This is a genomic window from Arthrobacter sp. CG_A4 (genome assembly GCF_035985125.1).
Classification (GTDB): domain Bacteria; phylum Actinomycetota; class Actinomycetes; order Actinomycetales; family Micrococcaceae; genus Arthrobacter.
Window position 1 is genome coordinate 20,678 of the sequence record NZ_JAXCID010000026.1, and the last position, 18,505, is coordinate 39,182.

Sequence of the window (18,505 nt, forward strand, 5' to 3'; positions counted from 1 at the left end):
TTCCACCCGATGGCCGAGCTGGTCGAGGCCCCCCGAAAGGATCGACGATGATTGACAAAGTTGTTGGCAGCGCTGCCGAGGCAGTGGCGGACATCCACGACGGCGCCTCGCTCGCCGTCGGCGGCTTCGGGCTCTGCGGGATTCCGGTTGCCCTGATCGATGCCCTGCACGGGCACGGCACGAAGGACCTGGAGACCGTCAGCAACAACTGCGGGGTGGACGACTGGGGGCTGGGGATCCTGCTGCGGGACGGCCGGATCCGCCGCACCATCAGCTCCTACGTGGGAGAGAACAAGGAGTTCGCCCGGCAGTACCTCTCCGGCGAACTTGAGGTGGTCCTCACCCCGCAGGGCACGCTGGCCGAGAAGCTGCGGGCCGGCGGGGCGGGCGTCCCCGCCTTCTACACCCCGGCCGGCGTCGGCACCCAGGTGTCCGACGGCGGACTGCCGCAGAAGTACGACGCCGACGGCAACGTGGTGATCGCCTCCGCCCCGAAGGAAGTCCGGAGTTTCAACGGCGCCGACTACGTTCTGGAAGAATCGTTGACGCCCGACTTTGGCCTCGTGCACGCCTGGAAAGGCGACCGGCACGGCAACCTCGTCTTCCACGCCACCGCGATGAACTTTAATCCGCTGTGCGCCATGGCAGGGAAGATCACCATCGCCGAAGTTGAGGAACTTGTGGAACCGGGGGAGCTGGACCCGGAACACGTCCACGTGCCGGGCATCTTCGTCCAACGGGTTGTGCTCGCGCCCGGGGCCGGGAAGCGCATCGAAAAACGGACGGTCACAGCGTCGCCGTCCGGGACCACGTCCGGGACCACGTCCCGCAGCACCGACCAGGCAGGAGCGTAACCGTGGAAACAAACAGTTCGCAGGGCGCACCGGCCCGTCCGGAAGCCGTCCGCCACGAATACCGGCGCTCCGCCGTCGAACATCCCGCCGGTAGCGAAGTCAAGGGCTGGACCCGCAACGAACTGGCCGCCCGGGTGGCGCAGGAACTGCACAACGGCCAGTACGTTAACCTCGGCATCGGGATGCCCACACTGATCCCCAACTACATTCCCGCCGGCATCGAGGTGGTGCTGCATTCCGAGAACGGTATCCTCGGCGTCGGTCCGTACCCGCGTGAGGACGAGGTCGATCCGGACCTGATCAACGCGGGCAAGGAAACTGTCACGGTCAACAAGGGCGCCGCGTTCTTCGACTCCGCCGCCTCGTTCGGCATGATCCGGGGCGGGCACGTGGATGTGGCCGTACTCGGCGCCATGGAGGTGGCGCAGAACGGGGACCTGGCCAACTGGATGATCCCGGGCAAGATGGTCAAGGGGATGGGCGGAGCCATGGACCTCGTCTTCGGCGCCAAGAAGGTGATCGTGATGATGGAGCACGTGGACCGGAACGGCAGGCCCAAGATCGTGGAACAGTGCACGCTCCCGCTGACCGGCAAAGCCTGCGTGGACCGGATCATCACCGACCTCGCCGTGATCGACGTCGTGACCGAGGGCGGCAGATCCCGGCTGGTACTGCGTGAACTGGCCCCCAACGTGTCGGTCGACGACGTGGCCGCGGCCACCGGGGCCGAACTTTTCGAGGAAGACCAGGAACTGACGGTATGACAACGGACCCCCAGCGCGTGATTGAACCCCGCGTGAGCGAACCCCGCGTGAGCGAACCCCGCGTCATTGAACCCCGCGTCATTGAACCCCGCGTGATTGAACAGCGGGGCCTCTACTTCGACGAGCTCGAGGAGGATGTGGTCTACGCGCACCGTCCCGGCCGGACCGTCACGGAGACGGACAACGTCCTGTTCACCACCATGACCATGAACACCCAGGCGCTGCACCTCGATGCCGCCTGGAGCGCTGACCAGCCCTTCGGCCAGCGGCTGATGAACTCGATGTTCACCCTGGCCACCGTGGTGGGGCAGTCCGTCCCGCAGCTGACCCAGGGCACCATCATCGCCCAGCTGGGCATGACGGATGTGTCCTTCCCGCACCCGATGTACCACGGCGACACGCTGTACACAGAGACCGTGGTGACCGGGAAGCGGCTGTCCTCCTCCCGGCCCGGACAGGGCATCGTGACCATGAAGCACACCGGCCGGAACCAGCACGGCGACGTTGTGGCCCTCGCCACCCGCAGCTGCCTGATGTGGACCCGTGAGGCGTTTAGCGCCGCCGCCAGCGAAGCCCGGAATGAACGCGCGCAAAAAGCGCAACAAGGAGATTAGACACATGAGCTTCCTGATGGGCCCCGCCCTGCTGTTCTGCCCGGCCGACCGCCCCGAGCGCTACCAGAAGGCGTCCGAGCGCTCCGATGGTGTGATCGTGGACCTCGAGGACGCCGTCGCCCCGGCCGACAAACAGCGTGCCCGCGGCGCCATCCTCGCCCAGCTCGGCGCTGAAGGTGACGTCCCGGAACTGGATCCGAGCCGCACCATCATCCGGGTCAATCCGGCCGGCACCGAGGCATTTGAGAAGGACATGCACTGCCTCAAGCACACCCCGTACCGCCACATCATGCTCGCCAAGGCCGAAAGCGCCGCCCAGCTCAAGGAACTTGAGGGCTACAGCGTGATTGCGCTGTGTGAGACCGCGCTGGGGGTTGTCAACGCCGCCGCCATTGCGGCCGAGCCCAATGTGGTGGGCCTGATGTGGGGCGCCGAGGATCTGCTCGCCTCCCTCGGCGGCACCTCCAGCCGGTTCGACGACGGCGCCTACCGTGCTGTCGCGCTGCACGCCCGCTCCGCCGTACTCCTGGCGGCCGCCGCCTTCGGCAAGGACGCCATCGATTCCGTCTACGTCAACATCCCGGACCTTGCGGGCCTGGCCTTGGAATCCCGCGACGCCGTCGCCTCGGGCTTCGGCTCCAAGGCCTGCATCCACCCGAACCAGGTGCCCGTGGTCCGCGAAGCGTACGCGCCGTCGGAAGCGGATGTTACGGCGGCCACAGAACTGCGCGAGGCTGCCGCCGCGGCAGGCAGCGGAGTGTTCCAGTACAAAGGCAAGATGATCGACGGCCCCATCCTCAAGCACGCCGACGCCACCCTCCGCCGAGCCGGGCACTAGTTCCAGGCAGGGGCCGCCCTGCTGACGCCTGCGGCGCGCAACCCGTGCCTCGGGGGCGTCCTGGGGCCTCGAACTGGAGGCTTCGACGGGTCTGAATATTCGTCGATTCGCCACGAATGGCCGGATTGACGGGTCCTGTAGCGGCCATCTGTGGCGAAAGGGTGCTCCGGTGGCACACGAGGTCCTGCCGCGGGGCTTTTTGATGTGGCAATGCCGGAGTTCGGTCTGAATTCGCCACGATTCGCCACGAATGGCTGGGTTGGCGGGTCCTATAGCGGCCATTTGTGGCGAATGGGTGCTCCTGTGGTCACACCAGCTCCTGCCGCGCGGTTTTTGGTGTGCCAATGCCGGAGTTTGGTCTGAATTCTCGTGAATTCTCGTGAATTCGCGTCGATTCGCCACGAATGGCCGGGTTGGCGGGTCCAGTAGCGGCCATTTGTGGCGAAAGGGTGCTCCTGGGCACTAGACCATTGCCCAGGCCGGTGCGGCCTGGACGTGGCCGGCCGGGTAATAAGTTGGATTCAGGGCAGACCCGAGTTCGGCACCGGGCCACGATCGCGGGGTAGTGAACTACGCGGGTCGGGGGAGCGCCATGAAATCGTCCGGCCCCAGGACGCAACTCGCATCCAGGCTGCCACTGAGCGGGAACCACCCCGGCACATGTCCGAAGTTGAACACCCGAACGAGATGGTAAACATCACGGTGGCCGCCACTTCAGCAGTCGACCACGCCGTTCGTTTTTCGGCCAAGGCCGCCCCCAGTCTTCATTTGTCCGCTTTCGGCCCAGGCTACAACACGCGCCCGCAGTCTGCCGGCCAGTCCCGTCCCGCGGGGCACGCCGAGCACAGAACGCGGTGCGGGATACTTAAGCCATGCAGCCGCGCAAGATCGTCCTCCTCGGGTCCACCGGTTCCATCGGCACGCAGGCGATTGACGTCGTCGACGGCGCCCCGCACCTTTTCGAGGTCGTCGCGCTCAGCGCAGGCGGCGGCAATCTGGAACTCCTGGCCCGGCAGGCCGCCCACACCCGCGCCCGGGCGGTCGGCGCCGCGTCCGGCGACGCGAAAACGCTGCAGGAACTGATCGACGACGCCGCCCGTGCGGCCGGGGTGACAGGCTACCGTCCCGAGATCATCACCGGACCGGACGCCTCCACCCGGATCGCGGAAATCGACGCCGACGTGGTGCTCAACGGCATCACCGGCTCCATCGGCCTCGCGCCCACCCTGGCCGCGCTCAAATCCGGCGCCACCCTGGCCCTGGCTAACAAGGAGTCCCTGATTGTGGGCGGCGCGTTGGTGAAAGCCGCGGCACGCGATGGCCAGATTGTCCCGGTGGACTCCGAACACTCCGCGATCGCCCAGTGCCTGCGCTCCGGCACCGCCGCCGAGGTGGATCGGCTGATCCTCACCGCTTCCGGCGGCCCGTTCCGCGGCAAGACCCGGGACGAACTCCGCGGCGTCACCCCGCAGGAGGCACTGGCCCACCCCACCTGGGACATGGGCCTGATGGTCACCACCAACTCCGCCAGCCTCGTCAACAAGGGCCTGGAGGTGATCGAGGCGCACCTGCTCTTCGACATCCCGCTGGAGCAGATCGACGTGGTGGTCCACCCCCAGTCCGTGGTGCACTCCATGGTCCAGTTCATCGACGGCTCCACGATAGCCCAGGCCTCCGCGCCGGACATGCGCCTGCCCATCGCCCTGGGCCTCGGCTGGCCGGACCGTGTGCCCAAGGCCGCGCAGGCCTGCGACTGGACCAAGGCCACCAGCTGGACCTTCGAGCCGCTCGACACCGTGGCCTTTCCCGCCGTCGGGCTGGCTAAAGACGCCGCAAAGCAGGGGAGCACCTTCCCCGCCGTGTTCAACGCAGCGAACGAAGAAGCTGTTATGGCGTTCCACGCCGGCCGGATCCGCTTCACCGACATTGTCGATACCATCGAAGCCGTACTCAGCGAACACACAGGATCCTCCGGGCTGACGGTGGAGTCCGTGCTGGATGCTGAACGATGGGCACGCGCCCGCACCCACGATCGTTTAGCCGTCAGAAGCGTCTAGGAAGCAGCAGAACACAGCATGAGCCCAGTACTCCTCTTTATCCTCGGTGTCGTCTTTGTGGCGATCGGCATCGCCGTGTCCATTGCCCTGCACGAGGTGGGGCACCTGCTGCCGGCCAAGCTCTTCAAGGTCCGCGTCACCAAGTACATGATCGGCTTCGGCCCCACACTCTGGTCCCGGAAGAAGGGCGAGACCGAGTACGGCTTCAAGGCCATCCCGTTGGGCGGCTTCGTCTCCATGATCGGCATGTACCCGCCGAACAAGGAGGACGGCACCGTCCGGCCCTCCAGCACCGGCATGTTCCAGAGCCTCGCCTCGGACGCCCGCTCGATGGCCCACGAGGAAATCGGCCCCGAGGACGGGAACCGCGTCTTCTACCGGCTTCCGGTCTGGAAGAAAATCATCATCATGCTCGGTGGCCCGGCCATGAACATGCTGATCGGACTTGCGCTGACGGCCGTGCTGCTGATGGGATTCGGCATCGCCACCCAGACCACCGCCGTCGCCGACGTCTCCAAATGCCAGGTCAAGGCCGGCGAGACCGTGGACCCGAACTCTGCCGACTGCAAGCTCACACCGGCCGCCGCGGCGGGACTCAAGCCCAACGACACCATCACCTCCTTCGACGGCAAAACCGTCACCAGCTGGGACGAACTCACCGGCTGGATCCGCGCTTCGGCGGGCAGGCAGGTCAGCATCACGGTGGAGCGCGACGGCGCCGCCATCACCACTACCGTCACGCCGGTGCTCTCCGCCCGCCCGGTGGTCGGCGACGACGGCCGGCAGGCCAAGGACGCCGACGGCAAGCTCCAGTACCAGGATGTCGGCTTCCTCGGCATCGGCGCGCAGACAACGCTGGTACCGCAGCCGGCGTCGACCGTGCTTCCGATGGCGGGCGAGAACATCCGGCAGATCGCCGGCGTCGTGTTTAACCTTCCGGCCCGTGTGGCCGGCGTGGCGCAGGCCGCCTTCAGCGATGAACCCCGCGACCCCAACGGCCCCATCAGCGTCGTCGGGGTGGGGCGCGTGGCCGGCGAGGTCGCCGCCATGGAACAGGTTCCGCTGCAGTCCCGCTTGGCCGCGTTGGTGGGACTGTTGGCCGGCCTCAACTTCGCGCTGGCCGTGTTCAACCTGATTCCGCTGTTGCCTCTCGACGGCGGCCACGTTGCCGGCGCGCTCTACGAGGGGGCCCGCCGCAGGATCGCCAAGCTCTTCGGCCGCCCGGACCCCGGCGCGTTCGACATCGCCAAGCTGCTGCCGGTGACCTATGTGGTGGCGGTGCTGCTGATGGGCATGGGGGCGCTGCTGATCTACGCGGACATCGTCAAGCCGGTCAACCTCTTCGGCTGAGGCCACCAGTCGTTGGAACCGGAATTCGTTGATTTACTCCTCTAAGCTTATTTCGGCTTATTTTGAATAATCAGTTGAAAATGATTGATTATTGAAGATCAGCCTTCTAAGCTGGGGCTATGTACGTCATGACCATCGACCAGCGCGGCAGTACTACCGACGTCGACCGTGTCCCTGGCCTGCTCGCGGAACTGGCGGCGCTGTCCACCGCGGGGCGCTTCGAACGCTCCGTCGGCGACGAGGTCCAGGGTGTTGTGGAACGCCCCGGTGAAGTCGTGGAGATCGCCCTGCATGCCCTGCGGAGCGGCCGCTGGTACGTGGGGATCGGCGTCGGAAGGGTGGACCTGCCCTTGCCCGCCAGCCCGCGTGAAGGATCCGGACCTGCTTTCGTGGCGGCCCGGCTGGCCGTGGACAAGGCCAAGTCCGCCGCCGCCCATGTGCCCCTCGCCGTGGTCTCCGGCGGCCTGCGCAGGGGAGAAGCTGCCCCGTCCGCGGACGGCTCGTCCGGAGCCCGGGCCTGCGCAAACGCAGAGGCGGTGCTGCGGCTGATCGGCCGCCTGGTCCAGGACCGGACCGCGGCCCAGTGGAAAGTAGTGGATGTGCTGCGCTCGGTCCAGTCCGGCCAGTCCGGCACGTCTGGCACGCACGGCACGCAGAAAATTGCGGCCAAAAATCTCGGAATCACGGAACAATCGGTGAGCCGTGCACTGCTGCGCTCCGGCTGGCAGGAAGAATGGGCGGCGAGACCCGCAGCCGAAATGCTGCTGTCCCTCGCCCACGGACTGATTGCCGGCTCGGACACCACCGCGCCCGAGGAAACCAGCTCCCGGGACACCAGCGCCCGGGACACCAGCGCCCGGGAAAACAGCACAGAAGGAGATCGGTGAACGCCCTCTGGATCACCCTGGCCCTGCTCCTGGCAGGTTTCGCCGGCTGGCCTGTGACGGCCATCGTCTTCCGGCTCGCCCGCACCATCGATGACCGGGCCGACGCCGGCGCTGCCGCCGTCGGCGCGGGAGACCCCGCGGATGACCCCGCCGCGGACGTCACAGTCGATCCTAGCGCCGGGCCGGAAACGGGGCCGGCGCAGGACGCAGCGTCCGGACCCGCAGCCGCCGGGAGCGCGGGAGCCAGCGAAGCCGCGGCGGCCGGGAGCGCGGGAGCCAGCGAAGCCGCGGCGGCCGGGAGCGCGGGAGCCAGCGAAGCCGCAGCGGCCGCAGCGGTCAGCAGTGCCCGCATCCTGCGCGGCGGCGCGATCATCGGCGTCCTCGAGCGGCTGGCGGTCTGCACCGCGATCCTCACCGGCCAGCCCGTCGCCATCGCTTACGTCGTCGCCATCAAGGGACTCGGACGCTTCGCCGAACTGAAGGAGACGCCGGTGGCCGCGGAACGTTTCATCATCGGTACCCTCACGTCCATGCTGTGGGCGGCCGGCATCGCCGCCCTGGCCAAGGTATTTTTCCTCGGCTGACGCGGCATCCTGCCGACACGGGACAGCCGTCACCGCCCGGATGGCAACCCGTCCGGATGGGTACTCAGGCGAGCGGGGAGATAGTGTATTCATATGACTGTTTTTGCTGTTGAGTACGTATATGACGCCGAATCCTCCGAAGCCCGCGCCACCAGCCGCCCCGCGCACCGCGAATGGACCGCGGAACTTGCCCGGGACGGCAAGCTGCTGGCGAGCGGGCCCTACGGTGACGGCGCCGGAGCCCTGCTCATCTTCAAGGCTGCCGATGAGACGGCCCTGAACGAGCTCCTCAGGCAGGACCCGTTCGCGGCCGCCGGCGCCATCTCCGGCACCCGCACCACCGCCTGGGCTCCCGTGACCGGCCTCCTGGCCGATCACGCCGCCTAGCCCGTCCCGCTACAGACCTTCGATCCTTCGAGCCGTTACTTCGATGCCGTTACTTCCACACAAGGAGTCCATGTGACCTCGGTCAGCCTGGGAATGCCGTCAGCACCGCCCCCCGTTCTTGCACCGCGTCGGAAGACCCGCCAGATCAAGGTGGGCTCCGTCGGCGTCGGCTCCGATTCCCCCATCAGCGTGCAGTCGATGACCACCACGCCCACCACGGACATCAACGCCACACTGCAGCAGATCGCCGAACTCACCGCTTCCGGCTGTGACATCGTGCGCGTCGCCTGCCCGTCCGCCGACGACGCCGCGGTGCTGTCGATCATCGCCAGGAAGTCCCAGATCCCGGTCATCGCGGACATCCACTTCCAGCCGAAGTACGTCTTCGCCGCGATCGAAGCGGGCTGCGCCGCGGTCCGCGTGAATCCCGGCAACATCCGCAAGTTCGACGATCAGGTCAAGGATATTGCCCGCGCCGCGAAGGACCATGGCACCTCGATCCGCATCGGCATCAACGCCGGCTCCCTCGAGCCCGGCATCCTGAAGAAGTACGGCAAGGCCACCCCGGAAGCCCTCGTGGAATCCGCCGTCTGGGAAGCCTCATTGTTTGAGGAGCACGGGTTCCACGACTTCAAGATCTCGGTCAAGCACAATGACCCGGTCATCATGGTGGCCGCCTACGAGATGCTGGCCGAACGGGGCGACTGGCCGCTGCACCTCGGTGTCACCGAGGCCGGCCCGGCGTTCCAGGGCACTATCAAGTCCGCCACCGCCTTCGGCGCCCTGCTCTCCCGCGGCATCGGCGACACCATCCGGGTTTCCCTCTCCGCCCCGCCGGTCGAGGAAATCAAGGTGGGCAACCAGATCCTGCAGTCACTCAACCTGCGCCCGCGCAAGCTTGAGATTGTTTCCTGCCCGTCCTGCGGCCGCGCCCAGGTGGACGTGTACACTCTCGCTGAACAGGTCACCGCAGGCCTGGAAGGCATGGAGATCCCGCTGCGCGTCGCCGTCATGGGCTGCGTCGTCAACGGCCCCGGCGAAGCCCGCGAAGCCGACCTCGGTGTTGCCTCCGGCAACGGCAAGGGCCAGATCTTCGTGCGGGGAGAGGTCATCAAGACTGTCCCTGAGGACCAGATTGTTGAGACACTGATCGAGGAAGCCATGCGTATCGCCGAAGAGATGGGGGAGGCCGATGGCAAAGATGCTGTCAAGGGTAGCCCCGTGGTTAGCGTCTCGTAAGGACGGCGCCGCTCCCGGCGTCGTAGTCCGGGTCCTCGGGGGCCCGGACACTGCACAACTGCTGGACTTGGCGCGGCAGAACGCCGTCGCCAACGTCTTTATCCTTTCCCATCTGCAGATCGCCGGATCGGCGTCCCCCACCGCCGGGGGCGCCAGTATTCTTGGCGTGTTCGACGGCGGGGAGCTCCTCGGTGCCTGCTGGGCCGGCGCCAATCTGGTGCCGGTGCAGCTCGACCCGGACTTCGCGGGGATCGTCGCGGCGGCCGCGCACCGCCTGGGCCGGCGGTACGCCTCGATCTTCGGCCCGGCAGGGACGGTGCTTGCCCTCTATACCGAGCTGGAACGGCTGGGCCTCAACGCCCAGGAAATCCGGGACGACCAGCCGTTGATGACCATCTCCGGACCGCCCGCAGTCCCGCCGAACCCGTTGCTGGGATTCGGCCAGCTGGCCGATTTCGACCGGATCCTGCCGGCCTGCGCCGCCATGTTCGAGGAGGAAGTAGGCTATTCGCCCTATCTCGGCGGCCGGGAGTACTACAGCCGCCGGGTGAAGGCATTGATCCGCCAGGGGCATTCGCTGGTCCACCTGAACACGGACGGCGAAGTGATTTTCAAGGCTGAACTCGGCGCGGTCACCCCGGAAGTGACCCAGGTCCAGGGTGTCTGGATGAACCCGGATTTCCGTGGCCAGGGCCTGAGCGCCGGGTACATGGCCGCCGTCGTGGTCCGCGCCCAGGCCCTAGCGCCGGTGACGAGTCTCTACGTCAACGACTTTAACGCCCGGGCCCGCGCCAGCTACGAGCGCGTCGGCTTCCACCGGGTGGGCACTTTCGCGACCGTACTTTTCTAGGCGCCCTGTCCGGATGAGCAGAGGGGTAAGCGGTGAAGACGAGGCAGCTGCCAACGCATTCCATCTGAGGGAGGGCGCCCACGGTGCATGCGTTTCCTTGGACCCCTGACGAACTAACGAAAATGCCCGCTGGCGCCCTCACCTGACGTTACCTCGCGCAGCGGCTCCGGCGTCACCAGCCCATTTGCCTGTTCCGGAGCACCCTCCAGTAGATAGGGCAACGCCACGGAACGCAGAGCCAACAATATGGCGGTGTTGGGGCCGCAGAGCCATGCCATAACGGGAATGGCCAGCCGGATACGGCCAGGGGGCTTCCAGCGGTGATGGCGTGGCCCCTCCGTGTCCGGGCTGACGGTAGATTAGTACCCAGACGCTTTGACCGGTGTGACCGGTTTCGCCCGCACCTCCCAGAAATGGATGGATACCCCGTGGTCCTTCGACTCTCCAAGCTGTTCCTGCGCACCCTGCGTGAAGATCCTGCCGACGCCGAGGTGGCCAGCCACCGGCTCCTCGTCCGCGCCGGCTACATCCGCCGGGCCGCGCCGGGCATCTACACCTGGCTGCCGCTGGGACTGAGTGTGCTGCGCAAGGTTGAGCGGGTCATCCGCGAGGAAATGACCGCCATCGGCGCGCAGGAAGTCCACTTCCCGGCGCTGCTGCCCAAGGAGCCCTACGAGGTCACCAACCGCTGGACCGAATACGGCGAGGGAATCTTCCGGCTCAAGGACCGCAAGGGCAACGACTACCTGCTCGCGCCCACCCACGAGGAAATGTTCACCCTCCTGGTCAAGGATCTGTACTCCTCGTACAAGGACCTGCCGCTGAGCATTTACCAGATCCAGAACAAGTACCGAGACGAGGCGCGCCCCCGGGCCGGCCTGCTGCGCGGCCGTGAATTCATCATGAAGGACTCCTATTCCTTCGACGTCGACGACTCCGGCCTGGACGCCAGCTATGCCGCGCACCGCGGCGCGTACCTGAAGATCTTCAAACGCCTCGGCCTTGACGTGATTCCGGTCGCTGCTACGGCCGGCGCCATGGGCGGCTCCAGGAGCGAGGAATTCCTGCACCCCACAGAGATCGGTGAGGACACCTTCGTGCGCTCCGCCGGTGGCTACGCGGCCAACGTCGAGGCCGTCACCACGGTGGTCCCCGCGGACATCGACTTCACGAACGCCCCGGCCGCGGAAGTCCGGGATACCCCGGACACCCCCACCATCGACACGCTCGTCGACGCCGCCAACCTCCTCGTTCCCCGCGCGGAGTCCGACGGCGGCGCCTGGACCGCCGCGGACACGCTCAAAAACGTCGTCCTCGCCGTCACCCTGCCCACCGGGGTACGCCAGATCGTGGTCATCGGCCTGCCGGGCGACCGCGCCGTCGACCTCAAGCGCGTCGAGGCGACCATCGGTTCGTTCCTGCCGATCGCCGGCGAGATCATGCTCGAAGCCGCCAACGAGGATGACCTCAAGAAGCAGCCGCTCATCGTCAAGGGCTACCTCGGCCCGGGCCTGTCCCCGGACGCGCCACTGCTGGGCACCGAGGGTGCCGCCAAGCTGCTCTACCTCGTGGATCCCCGCGTCGTCAGCGGTTCGGCCTGGATTACCGGCGCCAACGAGGCCGGCAAGCACGTCTTCGGCCTCGTGGCCGGACGCGACTTCGGCTGGGACGGCGTCATCGAGTGCACCGAGGTCCGCGCCGGTGACGAGGCCCCGGACGGCTCGGGTCCGCTGGAAACCGCCCGGGGCATCGAGATGGGCCACATCTTCCAGCTCGGCCGCAAGTACGCTGAAGCCCTCGAACTCAAGGTCCTGGACCGGAACGGCAAGCAGGTTGTGGTCACCATGGGCTCCTACGGCGTGGGCGTCACCCGCGCCGTTGCCGCCCTGGCCGAGTCCAACCACGACGAGAGGGGCCTCGTCTGGCCGCGCGCCGTCGCGCCGGCCGATGTCCACGTGGTGGCCGTGGGCCGCGGCGAGGAAATCTTCGCAGCCGCCGAAAAGCTGTCGCTGGAGCTCGAAGCCGCCGGCCTCGACGTCATCTATGATGACCGCCCCAAGGTATCCCCGGGGGTGAAGTTCGGCGACGCCGAGCTCGTGGGCGTCCCCACCATCCTCGCCGTCGGGCGCGGGCTCGTGGACGGCGTCGTGGAGATCAAGGACCGCCGCAGCGGCAACGCCGAAAACATCGCCGTGGACAAGGCTGTTGACTTTTGTGTCAACGCCGTCCGCAACAACTAACCCGCTGTCCCGGCAGGCGTGGTTTCCGGACTTGAGTCGATTGAGCTCAGCACCCTCATCCTGATCGTGGTGGCCGGTTTCGCCGCGGGCTGGGTCGACGCCGTCGTGGGCGGCGGCGGACTGATCCAGCTCCCGGTGATGCTGCTGGTCCCGGGCATCAGCCCGGTGCAGGCACTGGCCACCAACAAGATGGGGTCCATTTTCGGGACCACAACCAGCGCCGTCACGTACTACCGCCGCGTCCGGCCGGACCTGCGCACAGCCCTGCCCATGGCGGTGATCGCCCTGGCCGGCAGCTTCGGCGGGGCGGTGCTCGCGGCCACCCTCCCGGCGAGCGTGTTCAAGCCGATCATCGTGGCCGCGCTGGTCGCCGTCGCACTGTTCACGGCTTTCCGCCCGAACGTGGGGGAGCTGACCAGGCTGCGGCATGACGGCCACCGGCACTACGTCCTTGCCTGCCTGATCGGGGGCGTGATCGGTTTTTACGACGGACTGATCGGCCCGGGGACCGGCTCCTTCCTCATCATCGCGCTCGTCTCGGCGATGGGTTACGCCTTTCTCGAGGCCAGCGCCAAGGCCAAGATCGTGAACGTAGCCACCAACGCCGGCGCGCTGCTGTTCTTTGTGCCGCACGGCGCCGTGCTCTGGGGCCTCGGGCTGGTGCTCGGCGCGGCGAACATGGCCGGCGGTTACCTCGGCGCGCGGACGGCCGTCAAACAGGGAAGCAAGTTCATCCGGATTGTCTTCCTCGTGGTGGTGGCCGCCCTGATCCTCAAGCTCGGTTCGGACATCTGGCAGGACAGTTTCGCCTGACCTGTGCCTGGACGGACGCTTCTTCGGCCGGGTCACCCGCGGTGTCCTCCCGCGGCCTCTGCCGCTGGCCCTCCCAGAAGCGTGGGTGCGGGCGTAGCATGCAGCTATGTCAGCACCTGAAGAACGCTACAGCGATGCCCTGGCGGCGGCGGCCCGGTATGCCCGCGAATGGCTGGAGAGCCAGGGAACACGCCCTGTGGGTCCGCGCGTCACCGCGGGGGACCTGGCGGCCGACTTCGGCGGCCCCCTGCCCGCGACTGGCATGCCGGCCGCGGACGTCATCGACTATCTGGCCACCAGGGCCGAACCGGGGCTGATGGCCATGCCCTCCGGACGCTTCTTCGGCTGGGTCATCGGCGGCACCCTGCCTGCGGCACTGGCCGCGGACTGGCTGGTCAGCGCCTGGGACCAGAACGCCGGGATGCGCTACGCCACCCCGGCCACCGCGGCCATCGAGGAGGCCGCCGGCGGCTGGCTCCTGGAGCTGCTGGGTCTCCCGGCGGAGTCCGACGTCGGCTTCACCACGGGCGCCACCATGGCCAACTTCACCGGCCTCGCCGCGGCGCGGTGGCGCCTGATGGCCGAAGCCGGCTGGGATCTTGACGGCGACGGCCTCGCCGGAGCGCCGAAAATCCACTGCTTTGTGGGGCAGGAACGGCACGACACCATCGACCTCGGCCTGCGGTACCTCGGGCTGGGCCGGCCCACGCCCGTTCCGGCGGACCGGCAGGGCCGCATCATCCCCGCGGAACTGGACCGCGCCCTTGAACGTGCGCTGGACGGCGCCCCCAGCCGCGCGAACAGGTCCGGCCGGGCCCCGGCGCTGGTCTGCCTGCAGGCCGGGAACCTGCATTCCGGCGCCTTTGACCCTTTCGCCGAGGCGATCGCCGTGGCGAAATCGCACGGCGCCTGGGTGCACGTGGACGGTGCCTTCGGGCTCTGGGCCGCGGCCGTCCCCGAGCTGTCCCGTCTCACAGCAGGCCTGCAACTGGCCGATTCCTGGGGCACCGACGCGCACAAAACCCTCAACGTCCCCTACGACTGCGGCATCGTCGTTGTCCGGGACGCCCAGGCCCTGCGCTCCGCCATGGGCGTGCACACGAGCTACCTGATCCACGAAGGGGGTGGTGCTGCGGACCCGTTCGAGAAGGTTCCGGAGCTGTCCCGCCGTGCCCGCGGGGTGTCTGTCTGGGCCGCCCTGAAGTCCCTGGGCCGGGACGGCGTCGCCGGCCAAATCCGCGAACTGGTGCGGCGCGCCGGGCAATTGGCGGAGCAGCTCTCCGCGCTGGACGGGGTCGAGGTGCTCAACGACGTCGGCTATACCCAGGTGTCGCTGGCCTTCGGGGACGACGCCGTCACGCGAGCGGTGACCGCCCGGATCATCAGCGACGGCCGGGTGTGGATGTCCGGCTCGCGCTGGCGGGACCGGGACATCCTGCGGATCTCGGTCAGCAACTGGAGCACGGACGACGCCGATGTGGCGGTCGCCGTCGACGCCGTCCGGGACGCGCTGGCGGCGGTCCGCAGCTAGCGCGCTTTGTCAATAGTTCGTCCGGGAGTCCTGGCCCGGGGGTAACGGGGTGCAGGTCCCCGGTGGCCCGGGCGCGGTGGCACGGCCCACGGGGACATGCCCCGCGCCGGGGCCGGCGGGTGGACATAGTGTCATTGTGCCCAGTCCCGGGCGCGAAGAATGGGCATGTCCCGCTGGGCTGGCCAATTGGGCGCGGGGGCACGGCCCACGGGGACATGCCCCGCGCCGGGGCCGGCGGGTGGACATAGTGTCATTGTGCCCAGTCCCGGGCGCGAAGAATGGGCATGTCCCACGGGAGCGGAAAGGTCTTGGCGCCGCCTACACCCCCGACGAACTTACGGGAAGGCCCGGCGGACCGTTCAGCCGGGCGATGCTCCGGGCGCCGGCAGCTCGTGCGGCGCGGGCAGCCCCGGCAGGGTGCGTCCGGCGAGCGTGCTGGCGACCCAGAGTGAGCGGGCGAGGTCCCCCGCGTGGCGGGGCTTCGAGGCATAGCCGAGGGCGTTCTCCACCTCACGGGCGAGGCTCCACTGCCGTGCGGTTTCGGAGTCGAGCCCGGCGGCCGTGCTGAAGTCCCGGCAGCGCTCCAGGAGGGCGCGCCGGGGATCCGCCCGTGACAGCTCCGGGATCCGGTTCCACAGCACGGGGGCGACGGCGAACTCCGCTTCGCCGATCATGGGCTGGGGATCAATCGCGGCGAAGCCGTTGGTGCGCTCCCGGCTCCCCTCCCCGCGCGGCCGGGCCAGGATATTCAGGTAGTGCAGATCCGTATGCACCAGCACGTCCTTGCCGGCGCGGCGGCCGACGGCGCCGCGCGTCTGGCAGACCTCGAGCGCGGCTTCCAGCAGCCAGCGCGGGAAAGGCCGGGCGAGTTCTTCCCAGCTCTGCGGCAACTCATCGCTCCATTGTTCGGCCCGGGCCGCTATGTGCTCGAATTCCCGCCACTCCGCACGGCCGTCGGGCACCAGGCTGAGCCGGCGCAGCAGGGTTCCCCACACGGGCACGGCGGTCTCCATGGGGGCGTCCTGCAGGGAGCGCACGGCGTCCAGGCGATCCAGCAGCATTGCGCCGGCGCCGGCATCGGCCGCCAGCAGGCGGACGGCGCCGTCGCCGCCCCACAAGGTGAGGGCGTGCCGTTCCACGAGCGCTTCCTGGTGCGGATAGGCGATCTTCAGGACGGCGCCTTCCCAGCCCCCGCCGTGCCCGCCCAGCCGGCGCACCGGGACCACGATGGCCCCGTGGCCGTTCCACGGCAGGGTGCCGGGAACCAGGTCAAGCTCGAGCTGCCAAAGCGCCAGGCAGTGCCTGACCAGACGGGGGAGCGACGCCAGCCAGTCCCGTCCGCTGGCGTGGCTGCCATAGCGTCGGGCGAGGTCGGGCGAGATCGGGACGTCAGCGGTGGGGCTCATCGGATCCAGCGTAGCCGCTGCTGGACGGCGAGGCCCGGCCACCGCTGCCGCGGCGCGCGGGGGCACCGGGGATCAGACGATGCCGCTGGCCCCGAGCCAGTTGCCGATCAGGAACGTCGCCACCAGTGCCACAGCGCCGCCAACCACCACCCGAAGCGCCGCCTTCATCTTCGAGCCGCCGCCGATCCACGCCCCCAGCGCACCGGTCGCCGCCAGTGCCACGAGCACCGCCACGAAGGTCAGCGGGACGCGGACGTTCTCCGGCGGCAACAGGATGGCGAGCATGGGGAGGATGGCGCCGATGAGGAACGCGATAGCGGAGGCGAGCGCCGCGTGCCAGGGGCTGACGATGTCCGTCTCGTTGATGTTGAGTTCGGCGGAAAGGTGGGCGCCGAGGGCATCGTGGGCGGTGAGTTCCTTAGCGACGGTACGGGCCGTGTCCGCACTGAGGCCCTTGCCCTGGTAGATGGCGGTGAGCTCCTCGAGCTCTTCCTCGGGCTGCTCGGCCAGTTCGCGCCGCTCCTTCTCGATCAGGTCCTGCTGGCTGTCCTTCTGGCTGCTGACGGACACGTACTCGCCCAGGGCCATGGAAATCGCGCCGCCCACGACGCCGGCAGCACCGGCGACGAGGATGGGGCCGGAATCAGTTGTGACGCCGGCGACGCCCACCACGATCGCCGCGACGGAGACAATGCCGTCATTGGCGCCCAGGACACCCGCACGGAGCCAGTTCAGCCGCTGCGCGATGTCGTTGTGGTGGGGCTCGTTCTCATGAAGGGTGGCTGCGGCTTGACTGTTCATTGCTCCAGCAAAGCACTAGCGCTGCCGGCTGGCCAGTGTGATGAGGCTAAGCAAAGTAAGCCCGGGCTTCCGGGGCATCATCAGCTCCGACGCGCCGTCAGCCGCCCGGGGAAGGAGTCACGCCGGGTGACGGCAGCCCCGGGAACCCCGCCGGGTCTGCCGCCAGGCCGGGGAGCGCACCGGTCCCGGAACCCCAGAGAGCGGACCGCCGTGCGGCACTCACGAGTCCGGCGATCGCCCACCGGCGGGTCTCACCCTCGCTCAGGGCCACCAGATCCCCGTAGACAGTCAGCGTCGAGGCTTCCAGCCCTCCAAGGCCCGCGGCGGGCGAGGCCAGAAACGCAGGCGCCATGGTGTAGCCGGCTTCCCGCGGCGGTACCGGGGCGCAGTGCACCCGGCTCAGGGACTCTGCGCCGGTGGCAAGGGCTTCGTGCCGGGCCAGCAGTTCCGACGCCAACGTCGCCGCCGTGCCGCTGAGCCGGGTCAGGGCCACCTGATAGCCGTACACGGTCTCGTGTTCGCGCCGCACTGTCGCCGCAAGCGCGCCGGGCAGACTGGCCTCGCCGTCGGACGGGCCGGACGACGACGGGGACGCCGGTTTGCCGGTGCAGGCGCCTGATGGCCGGGGACCCGGAGGGTCGGCCGGCGGGGGAGCCGGGGCGCCGGTGGCGGCGGCCAGCGACGAGGCCTGCAGTAGCTGGGCGGTTCCGACAGACGCCAGAAGCCGTGCCATGCCGCCGTCGGCCACGGCCGCGTCGGCGAGCCGTTGCGAGGCGCTGGACGCCAGCTCGGTTGCCAGCGCGGGCGCCGAAGAGGCAGCCGTCGCGGGCAGGCTAGCAGCTGGCGGAGCAGCAGGCGAAGGTGTAGACGAAGGCGTGGCCGGGACCGGCGAAGCAAAGGATGCCGGTGCACTTTGGCCCGGCACCATCTCGCCGGGCAGCAAGTCACCCGGAAGCAGGAGGGCCCGGGCCTGGCTTGTCAGCAAACTCACAGTCCGCGCCACGGCGGGTTGTCCGGTGCCGCCGGCGGACCGGCCGAGTTCCGCGCCGGCAGCCCTGAGCCGCATCGCGTCGGTGAGCGCCGCTGCCCTGGCCTGCTCGGAAAAGGGCGGTGCGGCGGGCTCCGGGGGGCTGCCGGGCGTCAGGGCCAAGCCCAGGCTGGCCACCACCAGGGCGAGGACGCTGAGGAGCGCGATGCGCGCGAAGAGCTCCCGTCCCCGCTTTTCCCCGGTGTCGTCGTTCACAACAGACCATATTGTCATGGTTGGCATGCCGGCCGGGAACTGAAGTG

General features: G+C 68.4%; 17 protein-coding genes. 14 read left to right on the forward strand and 3 right to left on the reverse strand.

Going from position 1 to position 18,505, the window contains the following annotated elements; genetic code table 11:
• Positions 1–47 precede the first annotated feature (47 nt).
• From RCH07_RS12095 to RCH07_RS12160, 14 genes are all read left to right on the forward strand, one after another.
• Entirely contained in the window at positions 48–854 is an 807-nt protein-coding gene (locus tag RCH07_RS12095) for a CoA transferase subunit A (protein ID WP_326967720.1), read from the forward strand.
• A 2-nt stretch (positions 855–856) separates the two neighbouring features.
• The gene (locus tag RCH07_RS12100; RefSeq protein WP_326967721.1) at positions 857–1,618 is read left to right on the forward strand and encodes a CoA transferase subunit B; all 762 of its coding nucleotides are present in this window, start codon (positions 857–859) and stop codon (positions 1,616–1,618) included.
• The gene (locus RCH07_RS12105) at positions 1,615–2,232 is read left to right on the forward strand and encodes a MaoC family dehydratase (RefSeq protein ID WP_326967722.1); all 618 of its coding nucleotides are present in this window, start codon (positions 1,615–1,617) and stop codon (positions 2,230–2,232) included. The genes RCH07_RS12100 and RCH07_RS12105 overlap by 4 nt, the downstream gene beginning before the upstream one ends.
• A gap of 4 nt (positions 2,233–2,236) precedes the next feature.
• Positions 2,237–3,070 (forward strand): HpcH/HpaI aldolase/citrate lyase family protein, encoded by an 834-nt coding sequence (locus RCH07_RS12110; protein WP_326967723.1) that lies wholly within the window; start codon positions 2,237–2,239, stop codon positions 3,068–3,070.
• An 872-nt stretch (positions 3,071–3,942) separates the two neighbouring features.
• Entirely contained in the window at positions 3,943–5,127 is a 1,185-nt protein-coding gene (dxr, locus tag RCH07_RS12115; RefSeq protein WP_326967724.1) for a 1-deoxy-D-xylulose-5-phosphate reductoisomerase, read from the forward strand.
• An 18-nt stretch (positions 5,128–5,145) separates the two neighbouring features.
• Entirely contained in the window at positions 5,146–6,477 is a 1,332-nt protein-coding gene (locus tag RCH07_RS12120) for a M50 family metallopeptidase (RefSeq protein WP_326967725.1), read from the forward strand.
• 119 nt (positions 6,478–6,596) lie between these two features.
• Entirely contained in the window at positions 6,597–7,364 is a 768-nt protein-coding gene (locus tag RCH07_RS12125; protein WP_326967726.1) for a MarR family transcriptional regulator, read from the forward strand.
• Complete coding sequence (locus RCH07_RS12130) at positions 7,361–7,948, forward strand: hypothetical protein (RefSeq protein ID WP_326967727.1); 588 nt, start codon at positions 7,361–7,363, stop codon at positions 7,946–7,948. The genes RCH07_RS12125 and RCH07_RS12130 overlap by 4 nt, the downstream gene beginning before the upstream one ends.
• A gap of 93 nt (positions 7,949–8,041) precedes the next feature.
• Positions 8,042–8,335 carry a YciI family protein gene (locus RCH07_RS12135; RefSeq protein ID WP_326967728.1) on the forward strand — a complete coding sequence of 98 codons (294 nt, stop codon included), beginning with the start codon at positions 8,042–8,044 and terminating at the stop codon, positions 8,333–8,335.
• Positions 8,336–8,407: 72 nt separating this feature from the next.
• Positions 8,408–9,574, forward strand: a complete 1,167-nt coding sequence (gene ispG, locus RCH07_RS12140) for a flavodoxin-dependent (E)-4-hydroxy-3-methylbut-2-enyl-diphosphate synthase (RefSeq protein ID WP_326967729.1) — start codon at positions 8,408–8,410, stop codon at positions 9,572–9,574.
• The gene (locus tag RCH07_RS12145; protein ID WP_326967754.1) at positions 9,537–10,424 is read left to right on the forward strand and encodes a GNAT family N-acetyltransferase; all 888 of its coding nucleotides are present in this window, start codon (positions 9,537–9,539) and stop codon (positions 10,422–10,424) included. Before ispG ends, RCH07_RS12145 begins: the two co-directional genes overlap by 38 nt.
• 428 nt (positions 10,425–10,852) lie before the next feature.
• Positions 10,853–12,664, forward strand: a complete 1,812-nt coding sequence (locus RCH07_RS12150; RefSeq protein WP_326967730.1) for a proline--tRNA ligase — start codon at positions 10,853–10,855, stop codon at positions 12,662–12,664.
• An 18-nt stretch (positions 12,665–12,682) separates the two neighbouring features.
• On the forward strand, positions 12,683–13,477 hold the full coding sequence (locus RCH07_RS12155) for a sulfite exporter TauE/SafE family protein (RefSeq protein ID WP_326967731.1): 795 nt from the start codon (positions 12,683–12,685) through the stop codon (positions 13,475–13,477).
• A gap of 106 nt (positions 13,478–13,583) precedes the next feature.
• A complete protein-coding gene (locus RCH07_RS12160) occupies positions 13,584–15,008 on the forward strand; it encodes a pyridoxal phosphate-dependent decarboxylase family protein (protein ID WP_326967732.1) in 1,425 nt (474 codons plus the stop codon).
• Positions 15,009–15,367: 359 nt separating this feature from the next.
• Here RCH07_RS12160 and RCH07_RS12165 read toward each other — a convergent pair whose 3' ends face one another.
• The 3 genes from RCH07_RS12165 to RCH07_RS12175 all read right to left on the reverse strand — a co-directional run bounded on the left by RCH07_RS12165 (position 15,368) and on the right by RCH07_RS12175 (position 18,476).
• Positions 15,368–16,414, reverse strand: a complete 1,047-nt coding sequence (locus RCH07_RS12165; protein WP_326967733.1) for an aminoglycoside phosphotransferase family protein — start codon at positions 16,412–16,414, stop codon at positions 15,368–15,370.
• Between the two features lie 72 nt (positions 16,415–16,486).
• Positions 16,487–17,215 (reverse strand): VIT1/CCC1 transporter family protein, encoded by a 729-nt coding sequence (locus tag RCH07_RS12170; protein WP_326967734.1) that lies wholly within the window; start codon positions 17,213–17,215, stop codon positions 16,487–16,489.
• Between the two features lie 97 nt (positions 17,216–17,312).
• A complete protein-coding gene (locus RCH07_RS12175) occupies positions 17,313–18,476 on the reverse strand; it encodes a ferritin-like domain-containing protein (RefSeq protein WP_326967735.1) in 1,164 nt (387 codons plus the stop codon).
• Positions 18,477–18,505 lie beyond the last annotated feature (29 nt).